Source organism: Cellulomonas soli (assembly GCF_052036975.1).
Lineage (GTDB): Bacteria > Actinomycetota > Actinomycetes > Actinomycetales > Cellulomonadaceae > Cellulomonas > Cellulomonas soli_A.
The window spans coordinates 188,118-203,674 of the sequence record NZ_JBQIAR010000003.1; the positions used below are offsets into that span (position 1 = coordinate 188,118).

17 protein-coding genes are annotated in these 15,557 nt (G+C 73.0%); all 17 read right to left on the reverse strand.

Features of this window, described 5'->3' with window-relative positions:
- Window positions 1-43: 43 nt before the first annotated feature.
- Window positions 44-646: a M15 family metallopeptidase gene (locus ACTHAM_RS04780; protein WP_440684892.1), complete on the reverse strand. Its 603-nt coding sequence runs from the start codon at window positions 644-646 to the stop codon at window positions 44-46.
- Between the two features lie 12 nt (window positions 647-658).
- Window positions 659-1,843: a flagellar hook protein FlgE gene (locus ACTHAM_RS04785; protein WP_440684894.1), complete on the reverse strand. Its 1,185-nt coding sequence runs from the start codon at window positions 1,841-1,843 to the stop codon at window positions 659-661.
- 27 nt (window positions 1,844-1,870) lie between these two features.
- Window positions 1,871-2,302 carry a flagellar hook capping FlgD N-terminal domain-containing protein gene (locus ACTHAM_RS04790; RefSeq protein WP_440684896.1) on the reverse strand — a complete coding sequence of 144 codons (432 nt, stop codon included), beginning with the start codon at window positions 2,300-2,302 and terminating at the stop codon, window positions 1,871-1,873.
- Between the two features lie 14 nt (window positions 2,303-2,316).
- Window positions 2,317-3,666 (reverse strand): flagellar hook-length control protein FliK, encoded by a 1,350-nt coding sequence (locus ACTHAM_RS04795; RefSeq protein ID WP_440684898.1) that lies wholly within the window; start codon window positions 3,664-3,666, stop codon window positions 2,317-2,319.
- Between the two features lie 124 nt (window positions 3,667-3,790).
- Window positions 3,791-4,246 carry a flagellar export protein FliJ gene (gene fliJ, locus ACTHAM_RS04800; RefSeq protein ID WP_440684900.1) on the reverse strand — a complete coding sequence of 152 codons (456 nt, stop codon included), beginning with the start codon at window positions 4,244-4,246 and terminating at the stop codon, window positions 3,791-3,793.
- Entirely contained in the window at window positions 4,243-5,595 is a 1,353-nt protein-coding gene (locus tag ACTHAM_RS04805; RefSeq protein WP_440684902.1) for a FliI/YscN family ATPase, read from the reverse strand. The genes fliJ and ACTHAM_RS04805 overlap by 4 nt, the downstream gene beginning before the upstream one ends.
- A gap of 2 nt (window positions 5,596-5,597) precedes the next feature.
- Complete coding sequence (locus ACTHAM_RS04810) at window positions 5,598-6,368, reverse strand: FliH/SctL family protein (RefSeq protein WP_440684904.1); 771 nt, start codon at window positions 6,366-6,368, stop codon at window positions 5,598-5,600.
- Window positions 6,361-7,365 carry a flagellar motor switch protein FliG gene (gene fliG, locus ACTHAM_RS04815; RefSeq protein ID WP_440685093.1) on the reverse strand — a complete coding sequence of 335 codons (1,005 nt, stop codon included), beginning with the start codon at window positions 7,363-7,365 and terminating at the stop codon, window positions 6,361-6,363. The genes ACTHAM_RS04810 and fliG overlap by 8 nt, the downstream gene beginning before the upstream one ends.
- Window positions 7,362-8,942, reverse strand: a complete 1,581-nt coding sequence (gene fliF / locus ACTHAM_RS04820; protein ID WP_440684906.1) for a flagellar basal-body MS-ring/collar protein FliF — start codon at window positions 8,940-8,942, stop codon at window positions 7,362-7,364. Before fliF ends, fliG begins: the two co-directional genes overlap by 4 nt.
- On the reverse strand, window positions 8,942-9,262 hold the full coding sequence (gene fliE, locus ACTHAM_RS04825; RefSeq protein ID WP_440684908.1) for a flagellar hook-basal body complex protein FliE: 321 nt from the start codon (window positions 9,260-9,262) through the stop codon (window positions 8,942-8,944). The genes fliF and fliE overlap by 1 nt, the downstream gene beginning before the upstream one ends.
- On the reverse strand, window positions 9,262-9,660 hold the full coding sequence (gene flgC, locus ACTHAM_RS04830) for a flagellar basal body rod protein FlgC (protein ID WP_440684910.1): 399 nt from the start codon (window positions 9,658-9,660) through the stop codon (window positions 9,262-9,264). Before flgC ends, fliE begins: the two co-directional genes overlap by 1 nt.
- A gap of 1 nt (window position 9,661) precedes the next feature.
- Complete coding sequence (locus ACTHAM_RS04835; RefSeq protein WP_440685095.1) at window positions 9,662-10,003, reverse strand: flagellar basal body rod protein FlgB; 342 nt, start codon at window positions 10,001-10,003, stop codon at window positions 9,662-9,664.
- 208 nt (window positions 10,004-10,211) lie between these two features.
- Window positions 10,212-10,655, reverse strand: coding sequence for a hypothetical protein (locus ACTHAM_RS04840; RefSeq protein WP_440684912.1), 444 nt, complete (start codon window positions 10,653-10,655; stop codon window positions 10,212-10,214).
- 5 nt (window positions 10,656-10,660) lie between these two features.
- Window positions 10,661-11,113 carry a flagellar export chaperone FliS gene (gene fliS / locus ACTHAM_RS04845; protein WP_440684914.1) on the reverse strand — a complete coding sequence of 151 codons (453 nt, stop codon included), beginning with the start codon at window positions 11,111-11,113 and terminating at the stop codon, window positions 10,661-10,663.
- Between the two features lie 34 nt (window positions 11,114-11,147).
- The gene (fliD, locus tag ACTHAM_RS04850) at window positions 11,148-12,530 is read right to left on the reverse strand and encodes a flagellar filament capping protein FliD (RefSeq protein WP_440684916.1); all 1,383 of its coding nucleotides are present in this window, start codon (window positions 12,528-12,530) and stop codon (window positions 11,148-11,150) included.
- Between the two features lie 159 nt (window positions 12,531-12,689).
- Window positions 12,690-13,874 carry a flagellin N-terminal helical domain-containing protein gene (locus ACTHAM_RS04855; RefSeq protein WP_440684918.1) on the reverse strand — a complete coding sequence of 395 codons (1,185 nt, stop codon included), beginning with the start codon at window positions 13,872-13,874 and terminating at the stop codon, window positions 12,690-12,692.
- Between the two features lie 106 nt (window positions 13,875-13,980).
- A complete protein-coding gene (locus ACTHAM_RS04860) occupies window positions 13,981-15,549 on the reverse strand; it encodes a glycosyltransferase family 2 protein (protein ID WP_440684920.1) in 1,569 nt (522 codons plus the stop codon).
- Window positions 15,550-15,557: the final 8 nt, after the last annotated feature.

Below are 15,557 nucleotides of genomic sequence, written 5' to 3' on the forward strand. Positions count from 1 at the left end.
TCCGATCGGCGGACCGCTCTTCGATGTGAGCGGTCCGTCCCGATCAGCCGTGGAAGCCCCAGTGCCACGGTTCGCGGGGGGTGTCCTCGGTGAATCCATACTCGTCGGCATGCTCACGCATCCACGCCTGGGCGGTGTCGTCGAGCGCAAGGTCGACCGCCATGCCCCAGCCGTGGTCCGACGTGCCGGGCACCGCGGCCAGGCCGCCGTTCTTGTACAGCCCCTTGCGCTCGGCCACGTCGACCTGCGCCTCGTAGGAGCGGTACGAGTCGGTGATGCCGATGGTCACGCCGTCGGCGGCCGCGCCGGCGATCAGCTGCGTGAGCTTCTCGGCGGCGGGCGCCCACAGGCGGTGCCCGGTGGTGCCCACCTGTGCGAGCGCGGACGCGGGGATCTTCCCGTTGCCGTACGCGGCGAGCTCGACGGGCACGCCGTCGCCGTTGAGGCGGGTCGAGGACCCGCCCGTGACGGCCTCGGCGAGCGCCGCGGCGAACGCCGTCCCCGAGCTGCTCGACGTGCCCGAGGCGCTCGACGCGCTCGAGCTGGTGACGTTCGTCGTCGAGGTGGCCGACAGCGTCGACCCCTCGACGAGCGAACGGATCTCGTACATGCGCTGCGAGATCGCAGCGACCCCTTCCAGTCCCATCAGCTACTCACGTCAACGCTTGAGGTTGACGAGCTCCTGCAGCACCTCGTCGGAGGTCGTGATGACCCGCGAGTTCGCCTGGAAGCCACGCTGGGCGACGATCAGGTTGGTGAACTCGCTGGACAGGTCGACGTTCGACATCTCCAGCGCACCGCCGGCCAGCGTGCCGCGGCCACCGGTGCCGGCGGCGCCGATCTGCGCGTCGCCCGAGTTCACCGACGTGCTGAACAGCGAGCCACCGGCCTTGGCCAGACCGGCCGGGTTGGTGAACGAGCCCATGGCCAGGCGGCCGATGGTCTGCTTGAGGCCGTTGGAGAACGAGCCGGTGATGGTGCCGTCGGCGCCCAGCGCGAACGACTGCAGCACGCCGGCCGCCTGCCCGTCCTGCGTCTTGGCCTTGACGGTGTCCAGCCCGGCGAAGCCCGTGAGCGTGGAGATGTCGACCGTGACGCCGCCGACGGCGAAGGTGGTCGGGCTGGTCAGCGAGCCGTCCGCGGCGAACGTCATCGCACCGGGCGTGACGGTCGTCGTGCCGTCGCTGGCGTCCAGGCTCCAGCCGGTCGCCGACTTGGTGAACGTCAGGCTCAGCTCGCGGGCGGCGCCCGTGGCGTCATACAGGTCGATGGTCCGCTCGATGACGGTGCCGGTCGCCGCGTCGGAGGCCAGGTTGCCCTCGTAGGTGGCGCCCGTCGAGGCCACGGCCGCCATGACCGAACCGGCAGGGACCCGCAGGTCGCTCACCGGGCCGTTGGTGTCGATGACACCGTTGACGGCCGCCCAGCCCTGCACGAGCGCGCCGTCACCCGGCAGCACCATCTGGCCGGTGGCGTCGAAGTCGAACGAACCGGCACGCGTGTAGAACGTCTCGGCGCCCTTGCGGACCACGAAGAACCCGTCGCCCTGGATCATCATGTCGGTGCTGCGGCCGGTCAGCTGCGAGGCACCCTGCGTGAAGTTCGTCGTGATGCCCGCGACGCGCACACCCAGACCGACCTGCGCCGGGTTGGTGCCACCGGCGCCCGCGCCGGTCTGCGCCGCACCGGCGTTCTGCAGCATCTGGCTCAGGGTGTCCTGGAACTGGATCTGCGAGGACTTGAAGCCCGTCGTGTTGACGTTGGCGATGTTGTTGCCGGTGACGTCGAGCATGGTCTGGTGGCTGCGCAGACCGCTGATGCCGGAGAAGAGTGAGCGGAGCATGGTTCTGTCCCTTCGGGGGTGGGTCTGTCAGGCGGTGGTGGTCGAGGTGGTGCGCTTGACGGAGGCGACGGAGTCGAGGGCGATCTCCTTGCCGCCGACGAGCACGGTGGGCACCGCGCCGGCGTAGGAGACGGAGTCGACGACCCCGGTCTGGGCGACCCCGTCGGCGTCGGCCCAGCTGACGGTCTGCCCGACGAGGTTGGCCGCGGCCATCCGCATCGAGACCGCGAACTGCTCGCGGGAGGTCGACGTGAGCTCGATGAGGCTCTCCATCGTCGACATCTGGGTGGTCTGCTGCATGAGGGCCGAGGAGTCCATCGGGGAGCTCGGGTCCTGGTTGCGCAGCTGGGCGATCATCAGCTCCAGGAAGTCCTGCGAGCTGAGCTCGTTGGGGGTGTCGGTGCTCGTCGCCGTCTGACGCGTGGTGGTCAGGTACGACACCGGGATGTCGGTGCTCACGGGTGTCCTCCGGGTCAGATGACGACGTCGAGCGCGCCGGTGGGCACGCGGATCGGGGTGGGCTGCGCGGTCGGCGCAGCGTCGGTGGCGGGGCGGTTGCCGCGTGCCGCGGGGCCGGCGGACGGGTCGGTACCCGATCCGTCGTCGGTGCCGGTGCCCGCCTGCGCGCCGGTCCGGGACCCGGCCTGGTCGGACGTCGCGTCACCCGAGCCCAGGTCGACCTGCAGCCCGTGCGCCGCGAGGTCGCGCCGCAGGTCGGTCAGCGACTGGCGCAGCGCGTCCCGTGCCGCCTCGGTCGCACCGACCAGCTCGACGCGCACGTGGTCGGCGGTGATGTGCGCGACGACCCGGACCGGTCCCAGGTTCTCGGGGTCGATCGGCACGCTCAGCACGTGCTTGCCCTGGCCGAGCGCACCCACGGAGGCGAGCCGCGCACCGAGCTGGTCGGCGAGCGGCAACGGCGTGGACGGGGCCGGGGCAGGGGTGGCGGTGGGCGCGACGGGGGCGGCCGTGGGCCGGGCCGTGTCGAGCGCGGTCGTCGAGGGCACGACGACCGGGAACGTGCTCGCCCGGTCCGCACCGGGCACGGGAGTCGCCGCCGGCTCGACGGCCGGGCGCTCGGTGGCGGTGGCGGCACCTGCCGGTGCACCGGCCGCGTCCGCGCCGTCGACGGTGCTCTGCGCGCGGGCAGTCGTCGGGGACGCGCTCGCGGCCGGGGCCGGGGAGGTCGGTGCCGACGCCCCGGTCGCGTCCGTGGTCGCGTCGGCCGGGACGGGCGCGCCGACCGGTGCCGGGGCGGGGGCGGTCGGGGTGGCCTCGGCAGCCGGGGCGGTCCCGACCAGGGCCGCGGTGGAAGGGTCGTCGTTCGATGCGCCGGTGACCGCGGCGACGGTGCCGGCCACGGTGGCGGCGGGCCCGCCGTCGGTCGATGCGGCAGCGGGTGTCGCGGCCGCGGCGGCCTCGGTCGAGGCGTTCACGGCGGCGACCAGCACCGCCGGCACCAGCTGGGCCGCGGGGTCCACGGTGGGTGCCGCGGCGGTGGTGGTCTGCGCCTGGTCGGCGGTGGGCTGCGCCGGGCGGTCGGTCCCGGTGCCCGTGCTGTCCGCGTCGGCAGCGGTGTCCGTGGGCGTGCTGCCCTCGGTGCCCGCCCCGCGCTCCGCGCCCTCGGTGCGGGCGTCGGCACGGCGGTCGGCACTGCGGTCGGCACTGCGGTCCACCGGGCGTTCCGCGGCGCGGTCGGCCGGACGGGCGCCGAGCTCGGCGGCCAACGTCTGCGCGAAGTCTCCCCCGGACGACGGCCGGGCCGCCTGCCGGGAGGCCGAGGGTGTCGTGCTCGGGCTCGGTGCCACGGCGACGGTGCTCATGCGGTCACCTCCGGTCGGTGCGGTGCGTGTGCCCACGTCTGGCTCATCGGGTCCCCCGCCTGCGTACGGTGCCGGCGGCTGCTGCCTGCCGGCTCGGTCCATGCCTGCCTCGTGCTGCGCGTCCTCACGGTGCGCCCCCCTCGGCGGGGTCCTCGGCGCCCAGGCCCGGTGTGCGGGCCCGGCCGGCGACCTCGTCGAGCACCAGCTGCTCGGCGCGGTTCTCCTCCAGGCGCACCGTCTCCTCGTGCCGCTCGGCCAGCCGCTCGAGCGCACGGGTCTCCCGGCGTGCGTGCGACCAGGCCTGCGTGCACACGTCGACGTCACCGAGCGCGCGGGCGGCCTCGTCCTCGCGCTCCACCAGCAGCGCGCCCAGGGCGATTCGGCTGGCGGTGACGGCACGCCACGAGGTCAGGTCGACCCCCTCGGGCATCGCGGTGCCGCGCAGCATCGCCTCGGTCTGCAGCGCACGGGTCTGCGCGCGGTCGTGGCGCGAGTGCGCGCCCGCCAGCTCGGCGGCGGCCCGGTCCTCGGCCATGCCGCGCAGGCGCAGCAACCCGCCGAGCGGGAACAGGCGGCTCATGTCAGGTCTCCGAGCTCGGCGACCAGCGCGGACAGCCGGCCCCAGGCGTCGGCCGCGGTGGACCGCTCGTCCATGCCCTGCTGCAGGAACGCGTCGATCGCACGACCGTGCGTCACCGCGGCGTCGACCAGCGGGTTCGAGCCGGCCACGTACGCGCCGACGTCGAGCAGGTCCTGCGCCTGCCGGCGCGCGGCCATCACCGAGCGCAGGCGCCGGGCGGCGTCGCGCTGCGGGGCGGTCGTCACACGGGAGGCCACGCGGCTGATCGAGCCGAGCGCGTCGACCGACGGGAAGTGCCCCGAGACCGCCAGGCGGCGGTCGAGCACCACGTGGCCGTCGAGGATCGAGCGGGCGGCGTCGGCGATCGGCTCGTTGTGGTCGTCGCCGTCGACGAGCACCGTGTACAGGCCCGTCACCGAACCGGTCGGGCCGGTGCCGGCACGCTCGAGCAGCTGGGCGAGCATCGCGAAGGTGCTCGGCGGGTACCCGCGGGTGGCGGGGGGTTCGCCGACCGACAGGCCGATCTCGCGCTGCGCCATGGCCACACGGGTCAAGGAGTCCATCATCAGCACCGCGTGCGTGCCCTGGTCGCGCAGGTGCTCGGCGATCCGGGTCGCCACGAACGCCGAGCGCAGCCGCACCAGCGGCGGCTGGTCGGACGTGGCGATGACCACGACGGACCGGGCCAGGCCCTCGGGTCCGAGGTCGTCCTCGAGGAACTCGCGGACCTCACGGCCACGTTCGCCGACCAGCGCGATGACGGACACCTCGGCGTCCGTGCCGCGCGCGATCATCGACAGCAGGCTCGACTTGCCGACACCCGAGCCGGCGAACAGGCCCAGGCGCTGGCCACGGCCGGCGGTGACGAGCGTGTCGAGCACGCGCACGCCCAGGTCGAGCGGCTGGTCGACACGGGCACGGTCCAGCGGGTGCGGCGCGTGGCCGTCGACGGGCAGCCACGCCTGTGCCCGCAGCGGCCCCTTGCCGTCGATGGGACGACCCAGGCCGTCCAGCACCCGACCGAGCAGCGCAGGACCGACGGGCACGTGCAGCGACCGGCCCGAGGGCTTGACGGGCAGCCCGGCCTTGAGCCCACGGGTGGGTCCCAGCGGCATGCAGCGGGCGGTCCCGGCCGAGGTCGCCACGACCTCCGCGAGCACCTGGTCGGGGTGCTCACCGATGCTCACGAGCTCACCGACGGCTGCCCCGGTGCCCACGACCTCGATGCCCAGGCCGACGATCGCCCGCACCTGCCCGACGACCTCGGGGCGGGCCGCCTCGAGGGCCGCCGCCCACGGCTGGTCCGGGGCGGTGCTGGTCAGGGGCGCCGTCATCGCGAGCGCGCTCATCATCATGAGGGGTCCAGCAGGGCGTCGAGCGCACGGGTGAGCGCCTCCCCGAGCCGGGCGTCGAGCAGCCCGTCGGGGTGCTCGGCCACGGCGTCACCGGGGGCCAGCGAGGGGTCCGGGGTCAGCACGACGCCCTCGGCGAGGGTCGCGTCGACACCGGCGACGCGCAGCGCCTCCAGGTCACGCGGGTGCAGGTGGACGTCGACGGCGGCGGGCAGGCGAGGGTTGCCGAGCACACGGGCCAGCGCGGCACGCCCGGCCCGCTCGGCGTCGGAGAGCTCGACACCCAGCAGCGCCTGCGCCAGCTCGACGGCGGCCAGGTGCAGTCGACGCTCCACCTGGTCCAGCACGGGCTGGGTGCGGGCCTGTGCGGCGGCGGCCGCCGCGGCGAGCACCTCCAGCGCACGCGTGTGCTCGGCGGCGCGACGGGCCGCGGCCTGCTCGACGAGGGCTGCCACGCCCTGCGCCTCGGTGGCGGCCACCCGGGCGGCCTCGCGGGAGCCGGCCGCGTACCCGGCGGCGAACCCCTGGGCGCGGGCGCTCTCGTCGACACCCTGGCCGGTGCGGGCGGTGACGGGCGCGGCGCGGAACGGCAGCACCCGGGCCAGCGGTCGCTCGTCGGACTCCTCGACCGACGTGGCGCCGGGGGTCCCAGCGGTGACGAGCGCACTGGGTGCCCGGCGTTGGGCGGGCACCTCGAAGGCGCCGCGCAGGCTCACCGTGGCTGCGCTGGCGACGGGGCGGGCGGGCACGAAGCCGTGGTCCTCACGCAACGAACTCGTCCTCGCCCTCGCGCCGGATGACGATCTGGCCGGACTCCTCCAGGCGACGGATCACCTGGACGATGCCGGCACGGGCGTCCTCGACCTGCGACAGACGCACCGGGCCGAGCAGGTCGATCTCCTCGATGAGGTTCTCGCGCGCACGCTCGGACAGGTTGCGCAGGATCTTGTCGCGGACCTCCTCGGCGACACCCTTGAGCGCGACCGACAGCTCGGAGGTCTCCACCTGCCGCAGCACGAGCTGCATGGCCCGGTCCTCGAGCAGCACGATGTCGCCGAAGACGAACATGCGGCTGCGGACCTCTTCGGCGAGGGCCTCGTCGCGGGCGATCAGGCCCTCGAGGATGAGCTTCTCGGTGGTCGGGTCGGCGCGGTTGATGATCTCCACCAGCGGCTGCACACCGCCGACGGCGGCCAGCTCACGCGGGGCGAGCACGGTCGAGGCCTTGCGCTGCAGCGCCTCGGCGACCACGGTCACCACGTCCGGCGAGGCGCGTTCCATGAGCGCGATGCGGTGCGCCACGTCCCCCTGCATCTCGCCGGGCAGGCCGGCCAGGATCGCCGAGGCGTGGTCCGGGCGCAGGTGCGCGAGCACCAGGGCGACGGCCTGCGGGTGCTCGCCGTTGAGCAGCGAGACCACCTGTCGGGCGTCGGCCTGCTGCAGGAACTCGAACGGCTGACCGGCCATCGACGTCTGCAGGCGCTCCATGACGCCCGCCGCCTGGTCGCGGCCGAGCGAGGCCTCGAGCAGGTGCTGGGCCATGCCCGCGCCACCGCCCACACCGGGGCCGAGCAGCGAGACGTCGTAGAACTCCTCGAGCACGGCGTCGGCCAGCCCCTGGTCGACGCGCTCCAGGCGCATGATCTCGGCGGACAGCTCCTCGATCTCGATGACGTCGAGCTGCGACATGACGCGTGCGGCGTTCTCCTTGCCCAGCTGCAGCAGCAGCATGGCGGCCTTCTGCGTGCCGTTCAGGGCGACCATCAGCGACGCCCCGATCCGGAGCCGGCGAGCCAGCCGCGCAGCAGGTCGGCGACCTCACCGGGCTGCTCGGTGGCCAGCGCGCTGATCTCGGCGCGCTTGAGCACCAGCGGGTCGTTCATGGGGGCCGGCGCCGGCGGCAGCACCGGCAGGTCGTCCTCGTCGTCCAGGCCGAGCAGGTCGCCGACGGGGTCGACCTGCAGCTCGCCCAGGTCCAGCGCCTCACGGCGGGCCCGGCGCGAGCGGCGGCCCAGGACGATGGCCATGATGATCACCAGGAGCAGCACGCCACCGGCGATGGCGCCCTGCTTGATCAGGTCGCGCTGCGCGGCGGCCGCGGCAGCCGTGTCGGCTGCGTCGAGAGCCTCCTGCGCTGCGGCCGCGGCGGTCGTGTCGAACGCCATGCGCTGCACGGCGATGGTGTCGCCACGGGCGGTGTCGATACCGGCCGCGGCGGCCAGCGTGGTGGTCAGCTCGGCCATGTCGAGCGCGGCGGCCGCGTCGGCGTCCACCACGACGGCCACGGACTGGCGTGCCACGGCACCGGCGGGCTGGGTGATGACCTCGGTCGACTTGTTGACCGCGTTCTGCAGGTCGGTGCTCTCCGAGCTGTACGTGCCGGTGCCGTCCGTGGAGGGCACCGCGATGTTGTCCGGCCCGAGCACGCCCGCGGCACCCGAGCCGGAGCCCGTGTACTGCTCCTTGGTGGTCGAGGAGGCCAGCGGCGGGGTGTTCGGCGTCGCGGAGAACTCCTCGACGGTCTTCTGGCTGTCGGCGGTGCTGACCTGCGCGGTGACGGTCACGGCGGACCGGCCCACCCCGACGACGGAGTCGAGCAGGCTCTGCACGGCGGCGGTGACCCGCGCCTCGTAGTCGTTGGTGTCGGAGCCGGGCAGACCGGTGGTGCCGGTGCCCACGGCGGAGAGCACCTTGCCGGTGGAGTCGATGACGGCCACGTCGGTGGTCTTCATGCCCTCGATACCGGCGGAGACCAGGTGGACGATCGCCTGCACCTGGTCGGAGCTCAGCTCGACGCCCGCACGGGTGCGGATGAACACCGACGCGGTCGGGTCGGCCTTCTCCGAGACGAACACGGTCTCCTGCGGCACGGCCAGCTGCACCGTGGCGGCCTCGACACCCTCGATCGCGCCGACGGTCTTGGCCAGCTCGCCCTCGAGGGCCCGCTGGTAGGTGGTCTGCTGCTGGAACTCCGAGGACGTCATGGGCATCTCGTCGAGCAGCGAGTAGCCGCCACCGTCGGCGTTGGCGGGCAGGCCCGCGGCGGCCAGCTTGATGCGCTCGGCGTACAGCGCGTCGGCGGGCACCAGCACGGTGGTGCCGCCGTCGGCGAGCTCGTAGGACACGCCGTCGGCGGTGAGCTGGTCGACGACCGCACTGGCGTCGGTGCCGGACAGTCCGCTGAACAGCGGGCTCATCGTGGGGCGCGACATCCAGCTGCTGAGGGCGAAGCCGCCCAGGACGAGCACGGCCAGGCCGATGAGGGCCAGCGTGCGCTGCGCGAGCGTGAACTGCTTGACGGCACCGGTGACGCGGTCGAGGGCCGCCTGGACCTGGGCGGGCATCAGGCCTGCATCCGCATGATCTCGGTGAACGCGTCGACGGCCTTGTTACGGACCGCGGCGGTCAGCTCGAGTGCGAGGGACGCCTCGGAGGCGGCGACGGTGTAGTCGTGCACGTCCTCCAGGTCGCCGGAGACGGCCTGCACGGCCAGGTTCTGGGCGTTCGACTGCGCGGCCTGCAGCCCGTCGACGGACGACAGGACCGAGGCGAAGTCGGCACCGGAGGTGCCCGCAGCCACCGGGTCCGCGGCGGAGGCCGCCTGCAGGTACTGGGTGGGGGCGACGCCGGTGACACCGGCCAGGGCGGGGATGGCGATGCTCATCAGGAGCGTCCGATCTGCAGTGCTGCCTGGTAGGTCTCCTTGGCCCGGTCGACCACCGCGGCGTTCGCCTGGTAGCCGCGCTGGGCCATGATCAGCTGGGTCATCTGGCTCGACATGTCCAGGTCGGGGTACTTCACGTACCCGTCCTCGTCGGCCAGGGGGTTCGCGGGCTCGTAGACCAGGCGGCCCTCCGCGGAACCGAGCAGGACCTCCTTGACCTGCACGCCGCCGGTGTCGCCGGCCATCTCCTGGGCGACGACGTACCGCTGCTGGAAAGCGTCCTCCGAGGTCCGGGTCGCGGTGTTCGCGTTGGCCAGGTTGTCGGAGACCGCGTCGAGCCACTTGCGGTGCACGGTCAGACCCGTGCTGGCGATGCCGATGGCGCCGAAGATCGTCATGTCAGTTGGTCCTCATCGCCGTGCGCAGGGACGAGTACGTGCCCGAGACGGCTTGCGTCGCGAGCTGGTACCGCAGGTTGGTGTCGACGTTGAGCAGCGTCTCGGTGTCGAGGTTGACGTTGTTGCCGTCCTCGCGGGTGGGCTCCAGGGAGCGGGCGACCGTGGCGGTCACCGATCCCGAGCCCTGGCTGACCGCACGGGTCAGCTCCTCCTCGAACGCCACGCGTCGCGCGTGGTAGTTGGGGGTCTGGACGTTGGCGATGTTGTCCGCGATGACGCGCTGGCGCAGCGCAAGGCCGTCCAGCGCGCTGTTGAGCGCGCTGTAGCCCACGGAGTCGAACAAGCCCATGACGAGGCCCCTCACCCAGGTGCAGTGCGGTGCGGCCTATCCGTGGCCTGGTTGGCGAGCGATCCGTGCTCAGTCCCCCCATCGACCGGGGGTGAGACGTCGTGAGACGTCCTGAGCCGTTTTCGCGGGTGGAACCACGGATCACCCGAACGGCGCACCACGAACCGGGACAACCCGGTGGGGGTGGCTGGAGCGCGGCCCGTCAGGCGTCGGTGTCGAGGTACACGGGCACCTCGACCTGACGCGGGCGCAGCGCCTGGGAGGCCTGTGCGTGCCGCCGGGAGGCGACCAGCGCCTCGGCGGTGCGCCGGGCGAGATCCAGCTGACGGTCGAGCACCGCCTGGGCGCGGTCACGCAGGGAGGCCGGCAGCGGGCCCAGCCCTGCGGGCGGCTGCCAGGGGGTCGAGGCAGCGAGTGCGTCGGCCTCGACGAGGTGGGCGTGCACCAGGTCCCGTTCGACCTGCTCGACGTCGAGCTCGAGCGCGTCGAGCGCACGCGACCACGCCGCGTCCCAGGCCTCGTCCGGCCGGGGCGTGTGCGCGGGAGCCGGGGGGCGGGGGGTGCGGTCGAGGAAGGTCTCGACGGTCGCCGCGGGCGCGACGGCTGCGACGAGGGAGGCGGCACCGGTGCCGCGCGCGCGGGCCATGTCCGTCAGCCGACGCCGAGCAGGCCGGAGCCGTCGTCGGCACCCCCGGCTGCGGCGAACTGGGGGACGGAGCGTCCGCGTGCGGGGGTGGCGGGGGCCTGGTCGGCGGCCTCGTGCCAGGCGGAGGCCAGCGGGGCGACCAGGGCGCGGCACGCGCGCACCTTCTCGACGTCGGCGCGCACGTTGGCCTCGACCAGCTCGGTGAGCACGAACCCGTACAGCGACAGCAGCTGCTCGGCGCCGTCCCACGCGTCGGTGTCGAGGCTGGACATGAGCTCGCCGACGATGTCCTGGGCGTGCACCAGGCACTGCGACGCCGCGCCGCGGTCACCGACCTGCAAGGACGCCTCGGCACGGTCGAGGTCCACGAGCAGCCGGTCGTAGAGCATCGTCAGCAGCCGGGTCGGCCCGGCGGTCTGGACGGCGTCGGTGAGGTAGCGCTGGCGGACGTCGTTCATGGTGTTCCCCTCTGCGGCCGGACCGGTCGACGGGTCAGTTCGAGGACGTCGACGACGTCAGCGAGGCGAGCTGGCCGCTGAGCCAGGTGGACTGTGCCTGCAGGTTCGACAACGAGACCTCGAGGTTCGTGTAGATCCTGGTGAGCGACTCCCGACGCACCGCGAGCCGGTCGTCCCAGTCGGCGATGCGCTGGTCGAGGTCCTTGACCACGCCCTGCTGGGCCTGGATGTTCAGGGTCAGGGTGCCGTTGGTGGCGTTCGAGGCCGTCGTCGCGGTCGAGGCGAGCCGCTCGGCGACACCGCTGACGATGGACTGGACCTTGGCCGGGTCGTCGGCGAGCGCGCTGCTGAACAGGGCGTCGTCGAACGTGAACGTCCCGTCCTTGTTGATGACCAGACCGATCGTGGACGGCGAGACGCCGTCGACGGGCAGCGAGGCCTTCTCGAGCAGGTCCTGCCGCAGCTGGCGGATCGCGGAGTCCCCGGCGAACAGCCCGCCCTTGAGGATCTTGGTGCCGTCGGCCGCGGTGCCGTTCGTCGAGGCGGAACGCGAGGAGATCTCCGAGAGCACCACGTTGAGGTTGCTGACGAGCGCGGAGGCCATCGACTTGGCGTTCGACGTGTCGCGCGCGACGGTCAGCTTGACGTCGGCGGCGTCGGCGGCGGTCACGGCGGACACCGTGACGTCGACCCCCGTGGCCAGGCCGGTGAACACGTTCGAGGCGGACGTCACGGTGGCCTCGGCGGCGGTGCCGCCGAACAGCGTGAGCGATGCGTCGGACGCGGCGGTGGTCGTGGTCAGGCCGAGCGCGGCCTGCGCCGGGGTCCCGTTGTCGTCCTTGGTGTACGCGACGGTGAAGGAGTTCGCGGCACCGGTCTCGGCGCCGGTGAGCTGCAGCTTGTAGACCGGGACCGCCGAGGTCCCGACGTTGATGGCCGAGGCCTTCACACCGGTGCCGTCGGCGTTGAACGCGGCGACGATGTCCTCGATGTGGGTGCTCTGCGCGGTGACGGTCGACGTCGTGGCGTCGGGGCCCGTGCCGTGCGTGATCGTGAAGGTCGGCGAGCCGGAGAAGTCGGTCGGGACCGAGGCGAGGGAGGTCTGCGCGGCGGCCACGGCGGTGACCCGGAAGCTCAGCGAGGCCGGCTGGGCCGACGTGGAGGCGGTGGCCGTGACGGTCGTGTCGGAGCTGGTGGCCTTCGCCTTGGCCCAGGAGGCCGCGGTCGACGCGGTCGTGCCGGCGGTGGCCAGCGAGGCGACCTTCGTGTTCAGGGTCTGCAGTGCGGTGACCAGCGTGGAGGCGGTCGACTGCTTCGTCTTGAGCAGCGTCTGCTGGTTCGCCTCGACGGCCATGAGGCTGTTGATCAGGCTCGTGGTGTCGAGCCCGGACACGTACCCGTCGATTCCGGTCGCCATGCCTCGTCCTTCGTCGTGCGCCGGCGGCGCGGTGCAGGTGGATCAGGTACTGCGGTGGTGCCGGTACAGCAGACCGGCGGCGGGCGGACGGTCGTCCACCCACCGCCGGTCGGTCAGCTCATCGGGGGTCGAGGGTCACCCGGTGGGGTGACCCGCGGCTCACTGGAGCAGCTGCAGCACGCTCTGCGGGAGCGACTTGGCCTGCGCGAGCATCGCCGTTCCGGCCTGCGAGAGGATCTGCGAGCGGGTGAAGGACACCATCTCCGAGGCCATGTCCGTGTCACGGATCCGGCTCTCCGACGCGGACAGGTTCTCCACCGCGACGTTGAGGTTGTTGATGGTGTGGTCGAAGCGGTTCTGCACGGCGCCGAGGCCCGAACGGACCTTGGAGACCTCGGTGATGGCCGAGTCGATCAGGTCGATCGCCTCGTTCGCACCGGAGGCCTGCGTGAACACCGGGGAGGCCGCAGCGACCTCGGCGGCGGTCGCACCGGCGGCCGGGGCGGTGCCGGTGAAGACCAGGTCGGTGGTGCCCGACGCGGCGGCCGTGACCGTACCGGTGCCGAACGCCTTGTCCAGGCCCGCCTGCAGCTTGACGAGACGCTGGGCCGCGGTGTCGGTCGTCGCGTAGGTGACCGAGGTGAGGTCCAGGCTCTTCGAGCCGACGGAGATCGTGCCGTTGAGCGCGTCGAACGACGCGGCGGCGGTGAAGTCGCCCGCGGTCGACAGCTCGCCGGCGGTGCCGGCCACGGCGTTGGTCGCCGTCGCGGAGATGGCGTTGGACGCCACGGCCGTCACGTCGACGCCCGCGAGGCCCAGACCGGCCGTGTCGAGACCCTTGCCGTTGGCCGTCTTGACGTCGACCGTGATCTTGTCCTGCGCCGAGTTGTTGGCGCCGACCTGGAACACACCGGAGTAGTTGCCGTCCAGCAGCTTGGTGCCGTTGAACTGCGTGGTCTCGGAGATACGGGTCAGCTCGGTCTTGAGCTGGTCCATCTCGTCCTTGATGTTGTCCTTGGCGGTGCCGGACAGGCCACCCTCGTTGGACGCCTGCACCGACAGGGTGCGCATGCGCTGCAGGATGGAGTGCGTCTCGGTGAGCGCGCCCTCAGCGGTCTGGACGACGGAGATGCCGTCCTGCGCGTTGCGGACGGCCTGCTTGGTGCCACCGATCTGGGCACGCAGGTCCTCGGAGATCGCGAGGCCGGCAGCGTCGTCAGCAGCGCGGTTGATGCGCAGGCCGCTGGAGAGCTTCTCGAGCGACTTGCTCAGGTCGTTCTGCGTGTTCGTCAGGTTGCGGTACGAGTTCAGCGCCGCGATGTTGGTGTTGATCGAGAGACCCATGATGAACGTCCTCCTTGAATCGGGTCAGAGCAGCCCTTCCGTGGGCACACCCCCTCCATCGGCGCTGCCGGGAGGCTGTTGAGAAGTTCTCGGACGAGTTTCTCGTTCAGGCTGCAGGGTCGTCGGCGCCGGCGGTGACCAGCCCTGGCGCGACGACCTGCAGCTCGGACAGCAGCGCAGCGGTGTCCTGGTCCTGCACGAGCGCGAGCGCCTGCTCCAGCCCGCTCAGGCCGCGCTCGTCGCCGTACGCGCTGAACGCGAGCGCGCCTGCCAGCGCCCGCTGCCGCGGGTCCTGCCGGTCGTCCAGGCAGATCTGCACGAGCGGGCACTGCTCCCCTGCCCCTGCTCCTCGCAGGACCATGGCCCAGCGGGCGGCCGCCTCGAGGCTGAGCACGGGGGCCAGCAGGGCGACGGACCCGAGCACGGTCGGGTCCGCAGGGCGCACCTCGTGCATCCAGTCGAGGAACGTCAGGCTGTCGCTGTCGGCGGCCATGACGCACCAGGTGGCGTACTCACGCCACAGCCGGTCGTCGAGCGCGCCGAGGACCGCGACCGTGCGCTCGTGGCCGAGCAGCTGCACGAGCCCGGCGGGGGCGCCGGGTGCGACCCCGCGGCGGGCGGCGTCGAGGGCGACCTGGCCGGCGCGCCGCGTGCGCCCGAGGGTGGCCAGCGCCCACACCTCCACCGTCACCGAGCCGACCCGTTCGAAGCGTTCTCCGAAGGCGTCGACGGAGGTGGTGGGCACGGGTTCGAGCGCGGCGAGCGCGGCGGCCGCGTCGCCCTTCGCGGCGGCGCGCCGGGCGCGGGCGGCCCGGGCGGGCCAGGGCGTGTGGTCGTGGGTCTCCCAGACGGTGAGCCACCGGTCGTAGGCATCCTCGTCGTCGAGCGCCTCGGCCGACAGGAGCACCGCCTGCGCGAGCATCACGGCGTGCCGGGGGTTGAGGAACCCGTCGGGTCCGGCGACCTGGTCGGCCAGGTCGAGCGCCTCACGGTGCCGGCCGGTGAGCACGGTGGACCGCGCCAGGTGCTCGCGGCGCTCCTCCAGCTCGGCCGGCGCGAGGCCGGCACGCACGGCGCTGTCGAGCTCGTGGCGGGCCAGCTGCACGTTGCGCTCGGCCTTGCCCTTCTCCGCCACGACGTCGGCCTGGTACCCGGAGTGGTGCAGGACGACGTCGAGCAGGGGCAGCAGCACGGGACGCTTCCCGTCGACGCGGACCGCCTGCTCGTGCAGCGCACCGCGCCAGGTGTGCTCGGTGCGGCGGAACACGCGGGCGACGGGCACGTCCGCGTCACCGCGCGCGAGCGAGAGCGGCAGGGCGGCACCCTGGGTGCCGCGCACCATGACCGAGTGCAGCGACATCCCCTGGCGCCCGAGCTGCGCCCGGAACCGCGCGGGGTCCGCCTCGAGCACCTCGTCGGCGTCGATGGACAGGACCCAGTCGGAGGTGGCGTGCGCGAGGGCCCTGTTGCGGGCGGCGGCGAAGTCATCGTCCCAGTAGCCCTCGACGACGATGTCGGTGTGCTCGCGGGCGATCTCGCGCGTGCGGTCGGTGGAGCCGGTGTCGTACACGACGATCTCGTCGACCCATGCCACGGACTCCAGGCACGCGGCGAGCACGGCCTCCTCGTCCTTGACGATGAGCACCGCGGACACGGTCACGGCCTGCTGGCGCACGAGGACTC

Bases quoted from the DNA above. Each gene is read 5' to 3' on its own strand.
- ACTHAM_RS04780 (WP_440684892.1), bottom strand. From the start codon at position 646: ATGGGACTGGAAGGGGTCGCTGCGATCTCGCAGCGCATGTACGAGATC.
- ACTHAM_RS04785 (WP_440684894.1), bottom strand. From the start codon at position 1,843: ATGCTCCGCTCACTCTTCTCCGGCATCAGCGGTCTGCGCAGCCACCAG.
- ACTHAM_RS04795 (WP_440684898.1), bottom strand. From the start codon at position 3,666: ATGAGCACCGTCGCCGTGGCACCGAGCCCGAGCACGACACCCTCGGCC.
- fliJ (WP_440684900.1), bottom strand. From the start codon at position 4,246: ATGAGCCGCCTGTTCCCGCTCGGCGGGTTGCTGCGCCTGCGCGGCATG.
- ACTHAM_RS04805 (WP_440684902.1), bottom strand. From the start codon at position 5,595: ATGAGCGCGCTCGCGATGACGGCGCCCCTGACCAGCACCGCCCCGGAC.
- fliF (WP_440684906.1), bottom strand. From the start codon at position 8,942: ATGCCCGCCCAGGTCCAGGCGGCCCTCGACCGCGTCACCGGTGCCGTC.
- fliE (WP_440684908.1), bottom strand. From the start codon at position 9,262: ATGAGCATCGCCATCCCCGCCCTGGCCGGTGTCACCGGCGTCGCCCCC.
- flgC (WP_440684910.1), bottom strand. From the start codon at position 9,660: ATGACGATCTTCGGCGCCATCGGCATCGCCAGCACGGGTCTGACCGTG.
- ACTHAM_RS04840 (WP_440684912.1), bottom strand. From the start codon at position 10,655: ATGGCCCGCGCGCGCGGCACCGGTGCCGCCTCCCTCGTCGCAGCCGTC.
- fliS (WP_440684914.1), bottom strand. From the start codon at position 11,113: ATGAACGACGTCCGCCAGCGCTACCTCACCGACGCCGTCCAGACCGCC.
- fliD (WP_440684916.1), bottom strand. From the start codon at position 12,530: ATGGCGACCGGAATCGACGGGTACGTGTCCGGGCTCGACACCACGAGC.
- ACTHAM_RS04855 (WP_440684918.1), bottom strand. From the start codon at position 13,874: ATGGGTCTCTCGATCAACACCAACATCGCGGCGCTGAACTCGTACCGC.